The organism is Klebsiella sp. M041, assembly GCF_059759695.1.
Genome location: NZ_JCAXWU010000010.1, coordinates 116,878 through 131,402, shown reverse-complemented (window position 1 = coordinate 131,402; position 14,525 = coordinate 116,878). Strand labels below are relative to the sequence as shown.

At 58.6% G+C, this 14,525-nt stretch carries 15 protein-coding genes; 9 read left to right on the top strand and 6 right to left on the bottom strand.

What is annotated here, in order from left to right; genetic code table 11:
- Positions 1-33 precede the first annotated feature (33 nt).
- Entirely contained in the window at positions 34-852 is an 819-nt protein-coding gene (locus AC6CWS_RS15030) for a DUF72 domain-containing protein (protein WP_065881147.1), read from the bottom strand.
- Positions 849-1,415 carry a hydrolase gene (locus tag AC6CWS_RS15025; RefSeq protein WP_032453393.1) on the bottom strand — a complete coding sequence of 189 codons (567 nt, stop codon included), beginning with the start codon at positions 1,413-1,415 and terminating at the stop codon, positions 849-851. Before AC6CWS_RS15025 ends, AC6CWS_RS15030 begins: the two co-directional genes overlap by 4 nt.
- A gap of 267 nt (positions 1,416-1,682) precedes the next feature.
- Here AC6CWS_RS15025 and aspS point away from each other — a divergent pair, with 267 nt between their 5' ends.
- The 6 genes from aspS (at position 1,683) to ruvB (ending at position 6,949) form a co-directional block, all read left to right on the top strand.
- Complete coding sequence (gene aspS / locus AC6CWS_RS15020) at positions 1,683-3,470, top strand: aspartate--tRNA ligase (RefSeq protein WP_023290254.1); 1,788 nt, start codon at positions 1,683-1,685, stop codon at positions 3,468-3,470.
- A gap of 1 nt (position 3,471) precedes the next feature.
- Positions 3,472-3,915 carry a dihydroneopterin triphosphate diphosphatase gene (nudB, locus tag AC6CWS_RS15015; protein ID WP_002911477.1) on the top strand — a complete coding sequence of 148 codons (444 nt, stop codon included), beginning with the start codon at positions 3,472-3,474 and terminating at the stop codon, positions 3,913-3,915.
- Between the two features lie 27 nt (positions 3,916-3,942).
- Entirely contained in the window at positions 3,943-4,683 is a 741-nt protein-coding gene (locus tag AC6CWS_RS15010; RefSeq protein WP_002911459.1) for a YebC/PmpR family DNA-binding transcriptional regulator, read from the top strand.
- Positions 4,684-4,717: 34 nt separating this feature from the next.
- Positions 4,718-5,239 (top strand): crossover junction endodeoxyribonuclease RuvC, encoded by a 522-nt coding sequence (gene ruvC, locus AC6CWS_RS15005; protein ID WP_004203412.1) that lies wholly within the window; start codon positions 4,718-4,720, stop codon positions 5,237-5,239.
- Positions 5,240-5,318: 79 nt separating this feature from the next.
- Entirely contained in the window at positions 5,319-5,930 is a 612-nt protein-coding gene (gene ruvA / locus AC6CWS_RS15000; RefSeq protein WP_002911454.1) for a Holliday junction branch migration protein RuvA, read from the top strand.
- An 8-nt stretch (positions 5,931-5,938) separates the two neighbouring features.
- Positions 5,939-6,949, top strand: coding sequence for a Holliday junction branch migration DNA helicase RuvB (gene ruvB, locus AC6CWS_RS14995; RefSeq protein ID WP_004148860.1), 1,011 nt, complete (start codon positions 5,939-5,941; stop codon positions 6,947-6,949).
- Between the two features lie 62 nt (positions 6,950-7,011).
- On the opposite strand, the gene znuB is transcribed toward ruvB, so the two are convergent.
- Positions 7,012-7,797, bottom strand: a complete 786-nt coding sequence (znuB, locus tag AC6CWS_RS14990; RefSeq protein ID WP_065881150.1) for a zinc ABC transporter permease subunit ZnuB — start codon at positions 7,795-7,797, stop codon at positions 7,012-7,014.
- A complete protein-coding gene (znuC, locus tag AC6CWS_RS14985) occupies positions 7,797-8,516 on the bottom strand; it encodes a zinc ABC transporter ATP-binding protein ZnuC (protein WP_228958578.1) in 720 nt (239 codons plus the stop codon). The genes znuB and znuC overlap by 1 nt, the downstream gene beginning before the upstream one ends.
- Before the next feature lie 111 nt (positions 8,517-8,627).
- Here znuC and znuA point away from each other — a divergent pair, with 111 nt between their 5' ends.
- The 3 genes from znuA (at position 8,628) to lpxM (ending at position 11,996) form a co-directional block, all read left to right on the top strand.
- Positions 8,628-9,572, top strand: a complete 945-nt coding sequence (gene znuA, locus AC6CWS_RS14980) for a zinc ABC transporter substrate-binding protein ZnuA (protein WP_048297818.1) — start codon at positions 8,628-8,630, stop codon at positions 9,570-9,572.
- A gap of 15 nt (positions 9,573-9,587) precedes the next feature.
- A complete protein-coding gene (mepM, locus tag AC6CWS_RS14975) occupies positions 9,588-10,907 on the top strand; it encodes a murein DD-endopeptidase MepM (RefSeq protein ID WP_023290249.1) in 1,320 nt (439 codons plus the stop codon).
- 117 nt (positions 10,908-11,024) lie between these two features.
- Positions 11,025-11,996 (top strand): lauroyl-Kdo(2)-lipid IV(A) myristoyltransferase, encoded by a 972-nt coding sequence (lpxM, locus tag AC6CWS_RS14970; RefSeq protein ID WP_017900217.1) that lies wholly within the window; start codon positions 11,025-11,027, stop codon positions 11,994-11,996.
- 30 nt (positions 11,997-12,026) lie between these two features.
- Here the strand turns inward: lpxM and dcuR are convergent, their stop codons facing one another.
- Together dcuR and AC6CWS_RS14960 are read right to left on the bottom strand one after the other, a co-directional pair.
- Entirely contained in the window at positions 12,027-12,743 is a 717-nt protein-coding gene (dcuR, locus tag AC6CWS_RS14965; protein ID WP_065881152.1) for a two-component system response regulator DcuR, read from the bottom strand.
- 53 nt (positions 12,744-12,796) lie between these two features.
- Positions 12,797-14,482: an NAD-dependent malic enzyme gene (locus AC6CWS_RS14960; protein WP_065881155.1), complete on the bottom strand. Its 1,686-nt coding sequence runs from the start codon at positions 14,480-14,482 to the stop codon at positions 12,797-12,799.
- Positions 14,483-14,525 lie beyond the last annotated feature (43 nt).

Sequence of the window (14,525 nt, the reverse complement as noted above, 5' to 3'; positions counted from 1 at the left end):
CTGGCAGATGGCTCCGGATATGATAGCAGGATATCAGAAAAGAGAAGATTGCTGCGGAATCGACGGCGCATTTCCTGCCGCCGGCAGGGCGGCGCGCAGATCGCCCCACAGGGTATCGACCAGAGCCGGCGCGTAGGCAATATCGGGAGTATGCAGGAACAGCCACGGCGTCCCTGACTGATGCCATTTTGGCAGCGTCTGCAGCCAGACGCGAAACAGTTCCCGGTTATGGGCCATATCGTCGCCGCCGATAAAGCGCACCATTGGCTGCCGGGCGGTCATCACCGCATGCACCGGCACCTTCGGTTTCTTTTGTTGCGCGTCGATCATCGCCGGACTGGTGGCCGCGGCGCTATGGACCGGGCGGCTGTCGAGGATCACGCGGTTGACGTTGCGCTGGTGCAGCCCGCGGTTGAGCTGCTGTTCCGCTTCCCCTTTGGCGAAGAACTCGTGGTGACGAACTTCGACGCCGTAGGTGAAATCCTTCGGCAGTGCGTCGAGAAAATGCCATAGCGCCGGGAGATCGCGAGGGCCGAAGGTCGCCGGCAGTTGCAGCCAGTACTGGCCGATGCGCGAGGCCAGCGGCGCCAGGCGGGTGAAGAATTCACGGCTTAAATCGTCGCAGTGGCGCAGGGCGGACTGGTGCGAGATAGTCGCCGGAAATTTAAAGCAGAAGCGGAAGTCATCGTGGGTCTGCTCGTACCAGCGGGCGACAATCTCCGGCTTCGGTAGCGCATACAGGGTGGTGTTGCCCTCGACGCAATTGAAGTGGCGGGCGTACTCTTCAAGGCTGGTGATGCCAAGGCGCACCCATTTCGGGTGCGACCACTGGGGAAGCCCAATATAAATCATAACGCGGCGAGGATCTCCTCGGTGCTGCGCACGCGGCCGATGCGCGGGAAAATATGCGTCATGCTGCCCTGATGCTGCTCGGCGGAGGCGGCGCTGCAGGCATCTTCGGCAATGACCAGGTTAAAACCCAGCTCCCAGGCGTTGCGGGCGGTGGATTCGACGCCGATGTTGGTGGCGATGCCGCAGAGAATAATGGTGTCGATACCGCGGCGACGCAGCTGAAGCTCAAGGTCGGTGCCATAGAACGCGCCCCACTGGCGTTTGGTCACTTCGATATCGCTCTCCTGCTTACCCAGCGTGGCCGGATAGGTCCACCAGTTCTCAGGCAGCGTATGCGCCCCGGCCTGCGCGTCGACAGGCTGTTTCAGCGCTTCGGCGAAATCGGCCGACCAGCCGACGCGGACCATGATGACCGGCGAACCCTGTTGTCGGCACTTGTCTGCCAGGCGGGCGGCGCGCGCCACCACCTCGTCAGCCCGATGTGGGCCGCCGGCAAAAGGCAGAATGCCTTCCTGCAGATCGATCACCACCAGCGCCGTGTTTTTCGCATTGAGTTCTAACATGGTATCCCCGTATCTTCATCTGTTGTCAGGCGGCTACAATACCTTTGCGGCTTCAGCAAAAGGGTAACAAATTTTGTTAATTTATGTGAGTGTGGACGTTAAGCGCGCAGCAAAGCAGCGTACATCGTGCGTCGGACTTATCGAACGACAGAATTTCCAGTATAATAGCCGCCTTTTTTCATTCAGTTGTGACATCAGCTAAAGCTGCGACCTCGTCGCCTGCAGGGCAGACGACAATCCGCCGACGGCTAAGTTAAGGGATATCTCATGCGTACAGAATATTGCGGACAGCTTCGACAGTCCCACGTTGGGCAGCAGGTGACTCTGTGTGGTTGGGTCAACCGCCGTCGCGATCTCGGTAGCCTCATTTTTATCGATATGCGCGACCGCGAAGGCATCGTTCAGGTGTTTTTCGATCCGGATCGTGCGGATGCGTTGAAGTTAGCCTCTGAACTGCGTAATGAGTTCTGCATTCAGGTCACTGGCACCGTTCGCGCGCGTGAAGAGAAAAACATCAACGCGGACATGGCCACCGGCGCTATCGAAGTGCTGGCTTCCGATCTGACGATCATTAACCGCTCAGAATCGCTGCCGCTGGACTCCAATCACGTCAACACCGAAGAAGCGCGTCTGAAATACCGCTACCTCGACCTGCGTCGTCCGGAAATGGCGCAGCGTCTGAAAACCCGCGCGAAAATCACCAGCTTTGTGCGCCGCTTTATGGATGACCATGGCTTCCTCGACATCGAAACCCCGATGCTGACCAAAGCCACCCCGGAAGGCGCCCGCGATTACCTCGTGCCTTCCCGCGTGCATAAAGGCAAATTCTACGCGCTGCCGCAGTCGCCGCAGCTGTTCAAACAGCTGCTGATGATGTCCGGCTTCGACCGCTACTATCAGATCGTCAAATGCTTCCGCGATGAAGACCTGCGTGCCGACCGTCAGCCTGAATTTACCCAGATCGACGTGGAAACCTCCTTTATGACCGCGCCGCAGGTGCGTGAGATCATGGAAGCGATGGTGCGTCAGCTGTGGCTGGAGATTAAAGGCGTCGATCTGGGCGATTTCCCGATCATGACCTTCGCCGAAGCCGAACGTCGCTACGGCTCCGATAAACCGGACCTGCGTAACCCGATGGAGCTGGTGGACGTCGCCGACCTGCTGAAATCAGTGGAGTTCGCGGTCTTTGCCGGCCCGGCCAACGATCCGAAAGGGCGCGTGGCGGCGCTGCGCGTGCCGGGCGGGGCTTCTCTGACCCGCAAGCTGATTGATGAATACGGCAACTTTGTCAAGATCTACGGCGCGAAAGGGCTGGCCTATATTAAAGTGACCGAACGTGCCAAAGGCATGGACGGGATCAACAGCCCGGTGGCCAAATTCCTGACCGCTGAAATCGTCGAAGCGATCCTCGACCGCACCGGCGCGCAGGATGGAGACATGATCTTCTTCGGCGCCGACAACAAGAAAGTGGTGGCCGACGCGCTGGGCGCGCTGCGTCTGAAGCTGGGTAAAGATCTGAGCCTGACTGACGAGAGCAAATGGGCGCCGCTGTGGGTGATCGACTTCCCGATGTTCGAAGACGACGGCGAAGGCGGCCTGACGGCGATGCACCATCCGTTCACCTCGCCGAAAGATATGACGGCGGACGAGCTGAAAGCTGCGCCGGAAGAGGCCGTGGCCAACGCCTATGATATGGTCATTAACGGTTATGAAGTCGGCGGCGGTTCGGTGCGTATCCACCGCGGCGACATGCAGCAGACGGTATTTGGTATTCTGGGCATTAACGAACAGGAACAGCGTGAGAAATTCGGCTTCCTGCTCGATGCGCTGAAATACGGTACCCCGCCGCATGCGGGCCTGGCGTTCGGTCTTGACCGTCTGACCATGCTGCTGACCGGCACCGATAACATCCGCGACGTTATCGCTTTCCCGAAAACCACCGCGGCCGCCTGCCTGATGACCGAAGCGCCAAGCTTCGCCAATCCGGCGGCGCTCAGTGAACTGGGTATTCAGGTTGTGGAGAAAGAGGCAAAAGCGTCTCTGGAGAACAAGTAATATGTCATTTAAGCTGCCCGTTTCGGTGCTGGTGGTGATTTACGCCGAAGATACCAAACGGGTGCTGATGTTGCAGCGGCGCGACGATCCCGCGTTCTGGCAGTCGGTCACCGGCAGCCTGGAAGCAGGAGAGACCGCGCTGCAGGCCGCCGCGCGTGAAGTAAAGGAAGAGGTCGCCATTGACGTTGCCTGCGAGCAACTGACCTTAATCGACTGTCAGCGCACGGTGGAGTTCGAGATATTTTCTCATTTGCGTCATCGCTATGCGCCGGGAGTGGAGCGTAATACGGAATTTTGGTTCTGTCTTGCGCTGCCTCATGAGCGGGAAATTACCTTTACCGAACATCTGGCCTACCGCTGGGTCAGCGCGACGGAAGCCGCTGCGCTGACCAAGTCGTGGAGCAACCGGCAGGCGATTGAAGAATTTGTAATTAACGCCGCCTGAAAGGGCGCGCTTTTTGGAGAGTTTTTTATGGCAGGTCATAGTAAATGGGCCAACACCAAACACCGCAAAGCGGCACAGGATGCCAAGCGCGGTAAAATCTTTACGAAAATCATTCGCGAACTGGTTACCGCAGCGCGTCTGGGCGGCGGCGATCCTGCGTCCAACCCGCGTCTGCGTGCGGCGGTGGATAAAGCGCTGTCTAACAACATGACCCGCGACACCCTGAACCGCGCCATCGCGCGCGGCGTCGGCGGCGATGAAGACGCGAACATGGAAACCATTATTTATGAAGGCTATGGCCCTGGCGGCACCGCGGTGATGGTGGAATGTCTGTCCGACAACCGTAACCGTACCGTTGCGGAAGTGCGTCACGCCTTCACTAAAACCGGTGGTAACCTCGGCACCGACGGTTCCGTCTCCTACCTGTTCAGCAAAAAAGGCGTCATCTCCTTCGAGAAAGGCGATGAAGACACCATCATGGAAGCGGCGCTGGAAGCTGGCGCTGAAGACGTGGTGACCTATGACGACGGCGCGATCGACGTCTACACCGCCTGGGAAGAGATGGGCGCCGTACGCGACGCGCTGGAAGCCGCTGGCCTGAAAGCCGACGCTGCCGAAGTCTCGATGATCCCGTCCACCAAAGCGGATATGGATGCCGAGACGGCGCCGAAGCTGCTGCGTCTGATCGATATGCTCGAAGACTGCGACGACGTGCAGGAAGTGTACCATAACGGCGAGATCTCCGACGAGGTCGCAGCCACCCTGTGATGCAGTCGCATCCACGGTTAACCGGAGGCGCGTGATGGCTATTATTCTCGGCATTGACCCGGGGTCGCGCGTTACCGGTTATGGCGTGATCCGTCAGGTTGGCCGGCAGCTGAGCTACCTTGGCAGCGGCTGTATCCGCACCAAAGTGGACGATTTGCCGTCGCGGCTGAAGCTGATCTACGCCGGAGTGACGGAGATCATAACCCAGTTCCAGCCTGACTTTTTCGCCATTGAGCAGGTCTTTATGGCCAAGAATGCCGACTCGGCGTTAAAGCTCGGGCAGGCGCGCGGGGTGGCGATCGTGGCGGCGACCAATCAGTCGTTACCGGTGTTTGAATATGCCGCCCGCCAGGTTAAGCAGACGGTTGTCGGCATCGGCAGCGCTGAAAAGAGTCAGGTCCAGCACATGGTGCGCACCCTGCTCAAGCTGCCTGCCAATCCGCAAGCGGATGCGGCGGATGCGCTGGCGATCGCCATCACCCATTGCCATGTCAGCCAGAATGCCGCGCAGATCAGCGAGACCCGGCTCAATCTGGCGCGAGGGCGCTTACGATAATCGCAAATCAGGCTGGATATCTATCCAGCCTTTTTTTATGATACCGCCAGATACTTAGACCATAACGCAGGAGCCCCACGTGATAGGCAGACTCAGAGGCATCATTCTCGAAAAACAACCCCCGCTGGTGTTGCTGGAAACGGCGGGCGTCGGCTATGAAGTGCACATGCCAATGACCTGCTTCTATGAGCTGCCGGAGGCCGGGCAGGAGGCGATTGTCTTCACCCACTTTGTGGTGCGTGAAGATGCCCAGCTGCTGTATGGGTTTAACAACAAACAGGAGCGTACCCTGTTTAAAGAACTGATCAAAACCAACGGCGTAGGGCCAAAGCTGGCGCTGGCGATCCTCTCCGGCATGTCGGCGCAGCAGTTCGTCAACGCCGTTGAGCGGGAAGAGGTCGCCTCGCTGGTGAAGCTGCCGGGGATTGGCAAAAAAACCGCTGAACGCCTGATCGTTGAGATGAAAGACCGCTTCAAAGGGCTGCACGGCGATCTGTTCACCCCGGCCGCCGATCTGGTACTGACCTCACCGGCAGGCCCGACGGCGGACGATGCCGAGCAGGAAGCGGTTGCCGCGCTGGTCGCGCTGGGCTATAAACCGCAGGAGGCCAGCCGGATGGTCAGCAAGATCGCGCGTCCGGACGCCAACAGTGAAACGCTAATCCGCGAAGCGCTGCGCGCCGCGTTGTGAGGTAAGGGATGATTGAAGCAGACCGGCTGGTATCGGCAGACAGCAGCGGCTTCGAAGAGGCCGCTGACCGCGCCATCCGCCCAAAATTGCTGGCAGAGTATGTCGGCCAGCCGCAGGTGCGTTCGCAGATGGAGATTTTTATCCAGGCGGCGAAGCTGCGCGGTGACGCCCTCGATCACCTGCTGATTTTTGGCCCGCCAGGGTTGGGGAAAACCACCCTGGCCAATATCGTCGCCAATGAAATGGGGGTGAATCTGCGTACCACCTCCGGCCCGGTGCTGGAGAAAGCGGGCGATCTCGCCGCGATGCTCACCAACCTTGAACCGCATGATGTGCTGTTTATCGATGAGATCCATCGCCTCTCGCCGGTGGTGGAAGAGGTGCTCTATCCGGCAATGGAAGATTACCAGCTGGATATCATGATTGGCGAAGGTCCGGCGGCGCGCTCGATTAAAATCGACCTGCCGCCGTTTACCCTGATCGGCGCCACCACCCGGGCCGGTTCATTGACTTCGCCGCTGCGCGACCGCTTTGGCATCGTGCAGCGTCTGGAGTTCTATCAGATCCCCGATCTGCAGCATATTGTCAGCCGCAGCGCCCGGCATATGGGGCTGGAGATGAGCGACGAGGGCGCGCTGGAAGTGGCCCGCCGTTCACGCGGCACGCCGCGTATTGCCAACCGTCTGCTGCGTAGGGTGCGTGACTTCGCGGAAGTGCGCCACGACGGCACCATCTCCGCCGACATTGCCGCCCAGGCGCTGGATATGCTCAACGTCGATGCGGAAGGGTTCGACTATATGGACCGCAAGCTGCTGCTGGCGGTGATAGATAAGTTCTTCGGCGGACCGGTGGGGCTGGATAACCTCGCCGCCGCGATTGGCGAAGAGCGGGAAACCATTGAAGATGTGCTGGAGCCCTACTTAATTCAGCAGGGTTTTCTGCAGCGTACGCCGCGGGGAAGAATGGCGACGGTGCGCGCCTGGAATCATTTCGGGATTACGCCGCCGGAGATGCCGTAGTTCGCTACGGATGTGTCGTTCATCGGGAGACCCGGTCAGCAGCGCGACCGGGTTTTTCATTTTTAGCTGGCGGCTTTTTTCGTCATGCTGAGAATAAACAGCACCGCGGCGCACAGCACCACCGATGGACCGGCCGGCGTGTCGTAGAAAGCCGAGAAGGTTAACCCGCCGGTGACGGCCAGCATGCCCACGCCCACCGCCACGGCGGCCATCTGCTCCGGCGTGTGGGCAAAACGGCGGGCGGTGGCGGCCGGGATAATCAGCAGGGAAGTGATGATCAGCGCCCCGACGAACTTCATCGCCACGCCGATAGTCAGGGCGGTGACCAGCATCAACAGCAGCTTGACCCGCTGCAGCTTCACGCCATCGACAAACGCCAGGTCCGGACTGATGGTCATCGCCAGCAGATTCCGCCACTGCCAGAGCAGAATGCCAATCACAATCACCACGCCAATGGCAATGGCGATCAGGTCCTGCGGGGTGACCGCCAGCAGATCGCCGAACAGGTACGCCATCAGATCGACGCGGACGTTAGACATCAGACTGACCACCACCAGCCCCAGGGAGAGCGCGCTGTGCGCCATGATGCCCAACAGGGTATCGATCGCCAGATGCGGCCGTTTTTCCAGCCATACCAGCCCGCCGGCCAGCAGCAGGGTGACGGCGATCACCGCATAAAACGGATTGACGTTCAGCAGTAAACCGAAAGCGACGCCGAGCAGCGAAGCATGCGCCAGCGTGTCGCCGAAATAGGACATACGGCGCCAGACCACAAAGGAGCCCAGCGGGCCAGCGGCGCAGGCCAGCATCATCCCGGCCAGCCAGCCAGGTAACAAAAGTTCAATCATTAGCGGCTGTTTCCCCGACGCAGTACAATTCGCCCCTGAAGATCGTGGCGGTGATTATGGTGATGGCGGTAGATCCCCAGCTGTTCCGCGCCGCGTGGGCCGAACATGGAGATAAACTCCGGATGCATGGAGACGACCTCTGGTGCGCCGGAGCAGCAGATATGCTGGTTCAGGCACAATACCTCGTCGGTTTTGGCCATGACCAGATGCAGGTCGTGGGAGACCATCAGCACCGCGCAGTCCAGCTCATGGCGCAGCTGGTCGATAAGATCGTAGAGCGCAACCTGGCCATTGACGTCGACGCCCTGGGTCGGTTCATCCAGCACCAGTAGCTGCGGGCGATTGAGCAGGGCGCGAGCCAGCAGCACGCGCTGGGTTTCTCCGCCGGAAAGTTTTTGCATCGGGGCGTCGATCAGATGCCCGGCCTGCACGCGCTTCAGCGCCGGCAGGATGTCGTCTTTGCGGGTGCCTGGACGCAAACGCAGGAAGCGGCTGACGGTCAGCGGCAGCGTGGCGTCGAGATGCAGTTTCTGCGGCACATAGCCTATCCGCAGGCGTTCTTCGCGCTTGATAACACCCTCTGTCGGTGCTACCAGCCCCAGAACCACCCGCACAAGCGTCGATTTGCCGGCGCCGTTGGGGCCCAGCAGGGTCAATATTTTGCCTGGCGTGAGAGCCAGCGAGATGTCAGACAGCACGCGGCGTTGGCCAAAGGCCACCGAGACATTTTCCAGCGTTACAAGGTTTGTCATAATCATTTAGGGGTTGCACAAGCTCGTGAATGTTATAATATCACATCACACTCACTCGTTTCGATGACTAGACGCATTATGTTACATAAAAATACGCTTCTTTGCGCTGGACTTGGCGCTGTTTTTTTGTTCGCACAGGTACCACAGGCCAGTGCCGCCGTGGTGACTTCCATGAAACCGCTGGGCTTTATCGCGGCGGCTATCGCCGATGGGGTTACCGACACCCAGGTGCTGCTGCCCGATGGCGCCTCCGAGCATGATTATTCTCTCCGTCCTTCCGATGTAAAACGCTTACAGAACGCAGACTTAGTGGTGTGGATCGGTCCGGAAATGGAAGCCTTTATGGATAAGTCGACGCAAAGCATTGCGGCGAATAAAAAGGTGACTATCGCAGAGCTGGATGGGGTCAAACCGCTGCTGATGACCGGCGCTGACGACGATGACGATCATCATGGTCATGACCATGGCGCAGCGGAAAAAAGTGACGGCGATCACCATCACGGTATCTACAATATGCATCTGTGGTTATCCCCAGAGATAGCGCGGCTTTCGGCGGTTGCAATCCACGATAAATTATTGGAACTTATGCCGCAGAGTCGAGCCAAACTCGACAGCAACCTGCAGCAGTTCGAGGCCGCGCTGGCGGCGACCGACAAGCAGGTTAGCAATGAGCTGGCACCGCTGAAAGGAAAGGGCTATTTCGTTTTTCATGACGCCTACGGTTACTTTGAAAAACACTACGGTTTGACCTCGCTGGGGCATTTTACCGTCAACCCTGAAATACAGCCCGGTGCGCAGCGTTTACACGAAATCAGAACACAACTGGTTGAGCAGAAAGCCACTTGCGTTTTTGCTGAGCCACAGTTCAGGCCAGCGGTTATCGAAGCTGTTGCCCGGGGCACGTCTGTGCGCATGGGGACCCTGGATCCACTGGGTAGCGGAATTAAGCTGGGTAAAGCGAGTTACCCGCAATTTCTCACCCAGCTGGCGAATCAGTATTCGGGCTGCCTGAAAGGAGATTAACGAGGAAGTGAATACGTGCAACAGATAGCCCGCGCTGTCACTCAGGCATTTAACAATCTGCCACGACCTCATCGCGTCATGCTGGGGTCGCTTAGCGTTCTTACCTTAGCGGTCGCCGTCTGGCGACCCTACATTTACCACCCGGAATCCGCCCCCATCGTCAGAACCATTGAACTGGAAAAAAGCGAGATCCGCTCCCTGCTGCCGGAAGCCTCCGAGCCGATCGACCAGGCCCCGCAGGAAGAAGAAGCCATTCCTCAGGATGAACTCGACGAAAAAGCCGATAGCGATGCCGGCGGGCACGAATACGTGGTGTCGACCGGCGATACCCTCAGCAGCATCCTGAACCAGTACGGTATCGATATGGGTGATATCGCCCAGCTCTCCTCCGCCGATAAAGAGTTGCGTAATCTGAAGATTGGCCAGCAGCTCTCCTGGACCCTGACCGCCGACGGCGATCTGCAGAGTCTGACCTGGGAGATGTCCCGCCGCGAAACCCGCACCTACACCCGCGTGGCTAACGGCTTTAAAATGAGCAGCGAGCTGCAGAAAGGCGACTGGGTCAACAGCGTGCTGAAAGGCACCGTCGGCGCCAGCTTTGTCTCCAGCGCGCGCGATGCCGGGCTGACCAGCACGGAAATCAGCGCGGTGATCAAGGCCATGCAGTGGCAGATGGATTTCCGTAAGCTGAAGAAAGGCGATGAGTTCTCGGTATTGATGTCGCGCGAAATGCTTGACGGCAAACGCGAGCAAAGCCAGCTGCTTGGCGTGCGTCTGCGTTCTGACGGGAAGGACTACTTTGCCATCCGTGCCGAAGACGGAAAATTCTACGACCGCAACGGGACGGGGCTGGCGAAAGGCTTTATGCGCTTCCCGACGGCGCGTCAGTTCCGCGTCTCCTCTAACTTTAACCCGCGTCGTCTGAACCCGGTCACCGGGCGCGTCGCGCCGCACCGTGGCGTCGATTTCGCGATGCCGCAGGGAACGCCGGTGCTGGCGGTGGGTGATGGCGAAGTGGTGGTGGCCAAGCGTAGCGGCGCCGCCGGGTATTACGTGGCCATCCGCCACGGCCGTACCTATACCACTCGCTACATGCACCTGCGTAAGCTGCTGGTGAAGCCGGGGCAGAAAGTGAAGCGCGGGGATCGTATTGCGCTGTCGGGGAATACCGGACGCTCAACCGGGCCGCACCTGCACTACGAAGTGTGGATCAACCAGCAGGCGGTCAACCCGCTGACGGCGAAACTGCCGCGTACTGAAGGGCTGAGCGGCTCCGACCGTACCGATTATCTGGCGCAGGTCAAAGAGGTCGTTCCGCAGCTGCGGTTTGACTAACCACCGGTCAGTGGAAAGCCGGTGCCCCAGGGCGCCGGCTTTTTATTTTGTAGGATACCCAACGTCTCGCTACACTATCCCATTATCTTGATTAAGCAGTCGATCTGCGGATTGGGCATGGAAACGAAAAAAAATAATATTGAGTTTATCCCTAAGTTTGAAAAATCTTTTTTACTGCCGCGCTACTGGGGCGCCTGGCTGGGGGTCTTTGCCTTCGCCGGTATTGCGCTGACGCCGCCTTCCTTTCGCGATCCGCTTCTCGGCAAACTCGGTCGTCTGGTCGGGCGTCTGGCGAAAAGCTCGCGCCGCCGGGCGCAGATTAATTTGCTGTATTGCTTCCCGGAAAAAAGCGAGCATGAGCGGGAAGCGATCATCGACGCCATGTACGCCTCGGCGCCGCAGGCGATGGTGATGATGGCCGAGCTGGGCCTGCGCGATCCGCAGAAAATTCTCGCCCGCGTCGACTGGCAGGGTAAAGCGATCATCGACGAGTTGCAGCGCAATAATGAAAAGGTGATTTTCCTCGTCCCGCACGCATGGGGCGTGGATATCCCGGCGATGCTGATGGCCTCCGGCGGGCAGAAGATGGCGGCGATGTTCCACAACCAGGGTAACCCGGTCTTCGATTACGTGTGGAATACCGTACGTCGTCGTTTTGGCGGAAGGATGCACGCGCGCAACGACGGGATCAAACCGTTTATTCAGTCGGTGCGCCAGGGTTACTGGGGCTACTATCTCCCCGATCAGGATCACGGCGCCGAGCACAGCGAGTTTGTGGATTTCTTCGCGACCTATAAGGCCACGCTGCCGGCGATTGGCCGTTTAATGAAGGTATGCCGCGCTCGCGTCGTTCCGCTGTTCCCGGTCTACGATGGCAAAACGCATCGCCTGACGGTGCTGGTGCGCCCGCCGATGGACGATCTGCTGGACGCTGACGATACAACGATCGCCCGGCGGATGAACGAAGAGGTGGAGGTATTTGTTACGCCGCACACCGAGCAGTACACCTGGATCCTGAAGCTGCTGAAGACGCGCAAGCCGGGTGAAATCGAGCCCTACAAACGCAAAGAGCTGTACCCTAAGAAGTAGTCTGCAGGCGCGCCAGTGGGCATTCCCGGCTCACTGGCTATATTGCGTCAGCAACATCATGTTCTCAGCCGCAAGCCGGTAACGATACTCCGGTCGGCCGGTGATACCGTAGTGATTGCTGGTGAAGAGCACCTTGATCTGCTCCAGCCATATCAGGTATTTGCGGCATGAAACTCTGGAGATCTGCAGTGCCGCCGCCAGCTCATTGGTTGAAAAATCTCGCGCCTGATGAGCGATTATCCACCGGCACACCAGGCGAAGCGTTTGCGGCGTCAGCCCTTTCGGCAAGCGGCGGGGGCCGTCCTGTTGTTGAACCCCGCGGCGTAGCAGGGTGTCGATATCCGCTTGGGCGTAGCAGGATTTCGCTTGCTTCGCATCGCGTTTATTGCGCCAGGTTCGCAGGGCTTGCTCAAAGCGCGGAAACTGAAACGGTTTAATCAGGTAATCAACCACGCCATAGCGCAGCGCCGTCTGCACGGTGAGCGCATCGGCGGCGGACGTCATCATGATGACATCAATATTCCGCCCATCAGCGCGAAGCGCCGGCAGCAGGTCCAGGCCGCTCTCCTGTTGCATATAGACATCCAGCAGTAGCAGATCGATCGGCGCCAGATGGCTCAGCATCGCGTTGGCATCGGCGATCGTCGTCGCGACTCCGCAGCAGTGAAAATCAGCTACCTGGCTGATAAACAACCGGTTCAGTTCGGCCACCATAGGATCATCATCGACAATCAGCACATTGAACATGGGTGGTTCCCCCGAGTGGCGGGAAGCCAGCCGGCTTCCCGCGAGATGAGCGATCACAATGACGAACGTTTATACGCGGTGTAGCGCGCTCGCCAGAAGGTTTTATCGATATTCGCCGCCAGCTGCGCCTCGTCAATCTGCGGCGCTACGCCGTCCAGTTGAGCCGCGCGGGCGACCTCTGCGGCAATAGCCCGTGAGATCATCTCGATCTCTTCTACCGGCGGCAGTAAACCGCCGGTTTCGCGGGTCGCCAGAGGCGAGTGGGCGGCCAGCGTTTTACTGCAGGTGATAAGCATTGCTTCGGTGACGCGCTCGGCTTTACTGGCAAGGATCCCCAGCCCCAGACCGGGGAAAATATAGGCGTTGTTGCACTGGGCAATGTCGTAGGTTTTGCCGTCATAGAAGACAGGGTCGAACGGGCTGCCGGTGGCGATGAGCGCGCTACCCCGGGTCCACTCCAGCAGATCCTTCGGCTGGGCCTCGGCTCGGGAGGTGGGGTTAGAGAGCGGCATAATAATCGGACGCGGGCAGTGCCGATGCATCTCTTTCACTATCTCTTCGCTAAACAGCCCCGGCTGGCCTGACACGCCGATCAGCACGGTAGGGTGGACGTTGCGTACGACATCCATCAGCGACAGCTGGGCCGCCTCGGTATCCCAGTGGGCGATACTGGCTCGGGGGGTGACCAGCTCGCGCTGAAAATTGAGCAGATTAGGCATCTCATCAGTCAGCAGACCAAAGCGGTCAACCATAAAGATGCGGCGACGTGCTTCCGTTTCTGAGAGCCCATCATCCACCATCAGCGCAATGATTTTTTCCGCAATGCCGCATCCGGCCGAACCGCCGCCAAGGAAAACCACCCGCTGGTCGCGGAGCGACGTCCCGGCGGCGGCAGCGGCGGCGATCAGGGTTCCCGAGGTCACGGCGGCGGTTCCCTGAATATCATCGTTAAAACAACACAGCTGGTGTCGATAGCGGTTGAGCAGTCGCGTGGCATTCTTTTGGGCAAAATCTTCAAACTGGAGCAAGACATTCGGCCAGCGCTGCTGAATGGCATGAACAAACATGTCCATAAACTCCAGGTACTGCTCATCGCTGATGCGCGGATGTCGCCAGCCCATATATAGCGGATCCTCCAGATGCTGCGGATTGTTGGTCCCGACATCTAACATAATGGGCAGCGTTGATGCCGGGTGAATGCCCCCGCAGGCGGTATATAACGAGAGTTTGCCAATGGGGATCCCCATACCGCCGATCCCCTGGTCGCCCAGCCCCAGAATACGCTCGCCATCGGTTACCACGATGACTTTGATATCGTTGCGGGAAAACCCCTGAAGCATCTCGTCAATATGGTGACGGTTGGGCCAGGAGATGAACAGGCCGCGTCCCCGGCGATATATTTCTGAAAAGTGTTCGCACGCTTCACCCACCGTCGGGGTATAAATAATCGGCAGCGTCTCTTTCATATGGCTGCGCAGCAGGTTATAGAATAACGTCTCGTTTGTGTCCTGAATATTTCTGAGATAAATATGGCGCGAAATGCTTTTTTTGAACTGACAAAACTGACCCCATGCGCGCTCGGTTTGTTCCTCAATGGTTTCCACATTGTGCGGTAACAGTCCCTGAAGATTAAACGCTGTGCGTTCGCTTTCCGTAAACGCGAGGCCTTTATTTAATAACGGGTTTTCCAGCAGGACAGCACCGTTATAGGGGGTGTATAAGGTTTCTGTGGCTAACATTACATGACTCCTGAATATCAAATTAAAACATTGCCTGATGTCT

Coding starts and splice junctions, on each gene's coding strand:
- AC6CWS_RS15030 (WP_065881147.1), bottom strand. CDS start 852: ATGATTTATATTGGGCTTCCCCAGTGGTCGCACCCGAAATGGGTGCGC.
- AC6CWS_RS15025 (WP_032453393.1), bottom strand. CDS start 1,415: ATGTTAGAACTCAATGCGAAAAACACGGCGCTGGTGGTGATCGATCTG.
- aspS (WP_023290254.1), top strand. CDS start 1,683: ATGCGTACAGAATATTGCGGACAGCTTCGACAGTCCCACGTTGGGCAG.
- nudB (WP_002911477.1), top strand. CDS start 3,472: ATGTCATTTAAGCTGCCCGTTTCGGTGCTGGTGGTGATTTACGCCGAA.
- AC6CWS_RS15010 (WP_002911459.1), top strand. CDS start 3,943: ATGGCAGGTCATAGTAAATGGGCCAACACCAAACACCGCAAAGCGGCA.
- ruvC (WP_004203412.1), top strand. CDS start 4,718: ATGGCTATTATTCTCGGCATTGACCCGGGGTCGCGCGTTACCGGTTAT.
- ruvB (WP_004148860.1), top strand. CDS start 5,939: ATGATTGAAGCAGACCGGCTGGTATCGGCAGACAGCAGCGGCTTCGAA.
- znuB (WP_065881150.1), bottom strand. CDS start 7,797: ATGATTGAACTTTTGTTACCTGGCTGGCTGGCCGGGATGATGCTGGCC.
- znuA (WP_048297818.1), top strand. CDS start 8,628: ATGTTACATAAAAATACGCTTCTTTGCGCTGGACTTGGCGCTGTTTTT.
- lpxM (WP_017900217.1), top strand. CDS start 11,025: ATGGAAACGAAAAAAAATAATATTGAGTTTATCCCTAAGTTTGAAAAA.
- dcuR (WP_065881152.1), bottom strand. CDS start 12,743: ATGTTCAATGTGCTGATTGTCGATGATGATCCTATGGTGGCCGAACTG.
- AC6CWS_RS14960 (WP_065881155.1), bottom strand. CDS start 14,482: ATGTTAGCCACAGAAACCTTATACACCCCCTATAACGGTGCTGTCCTG.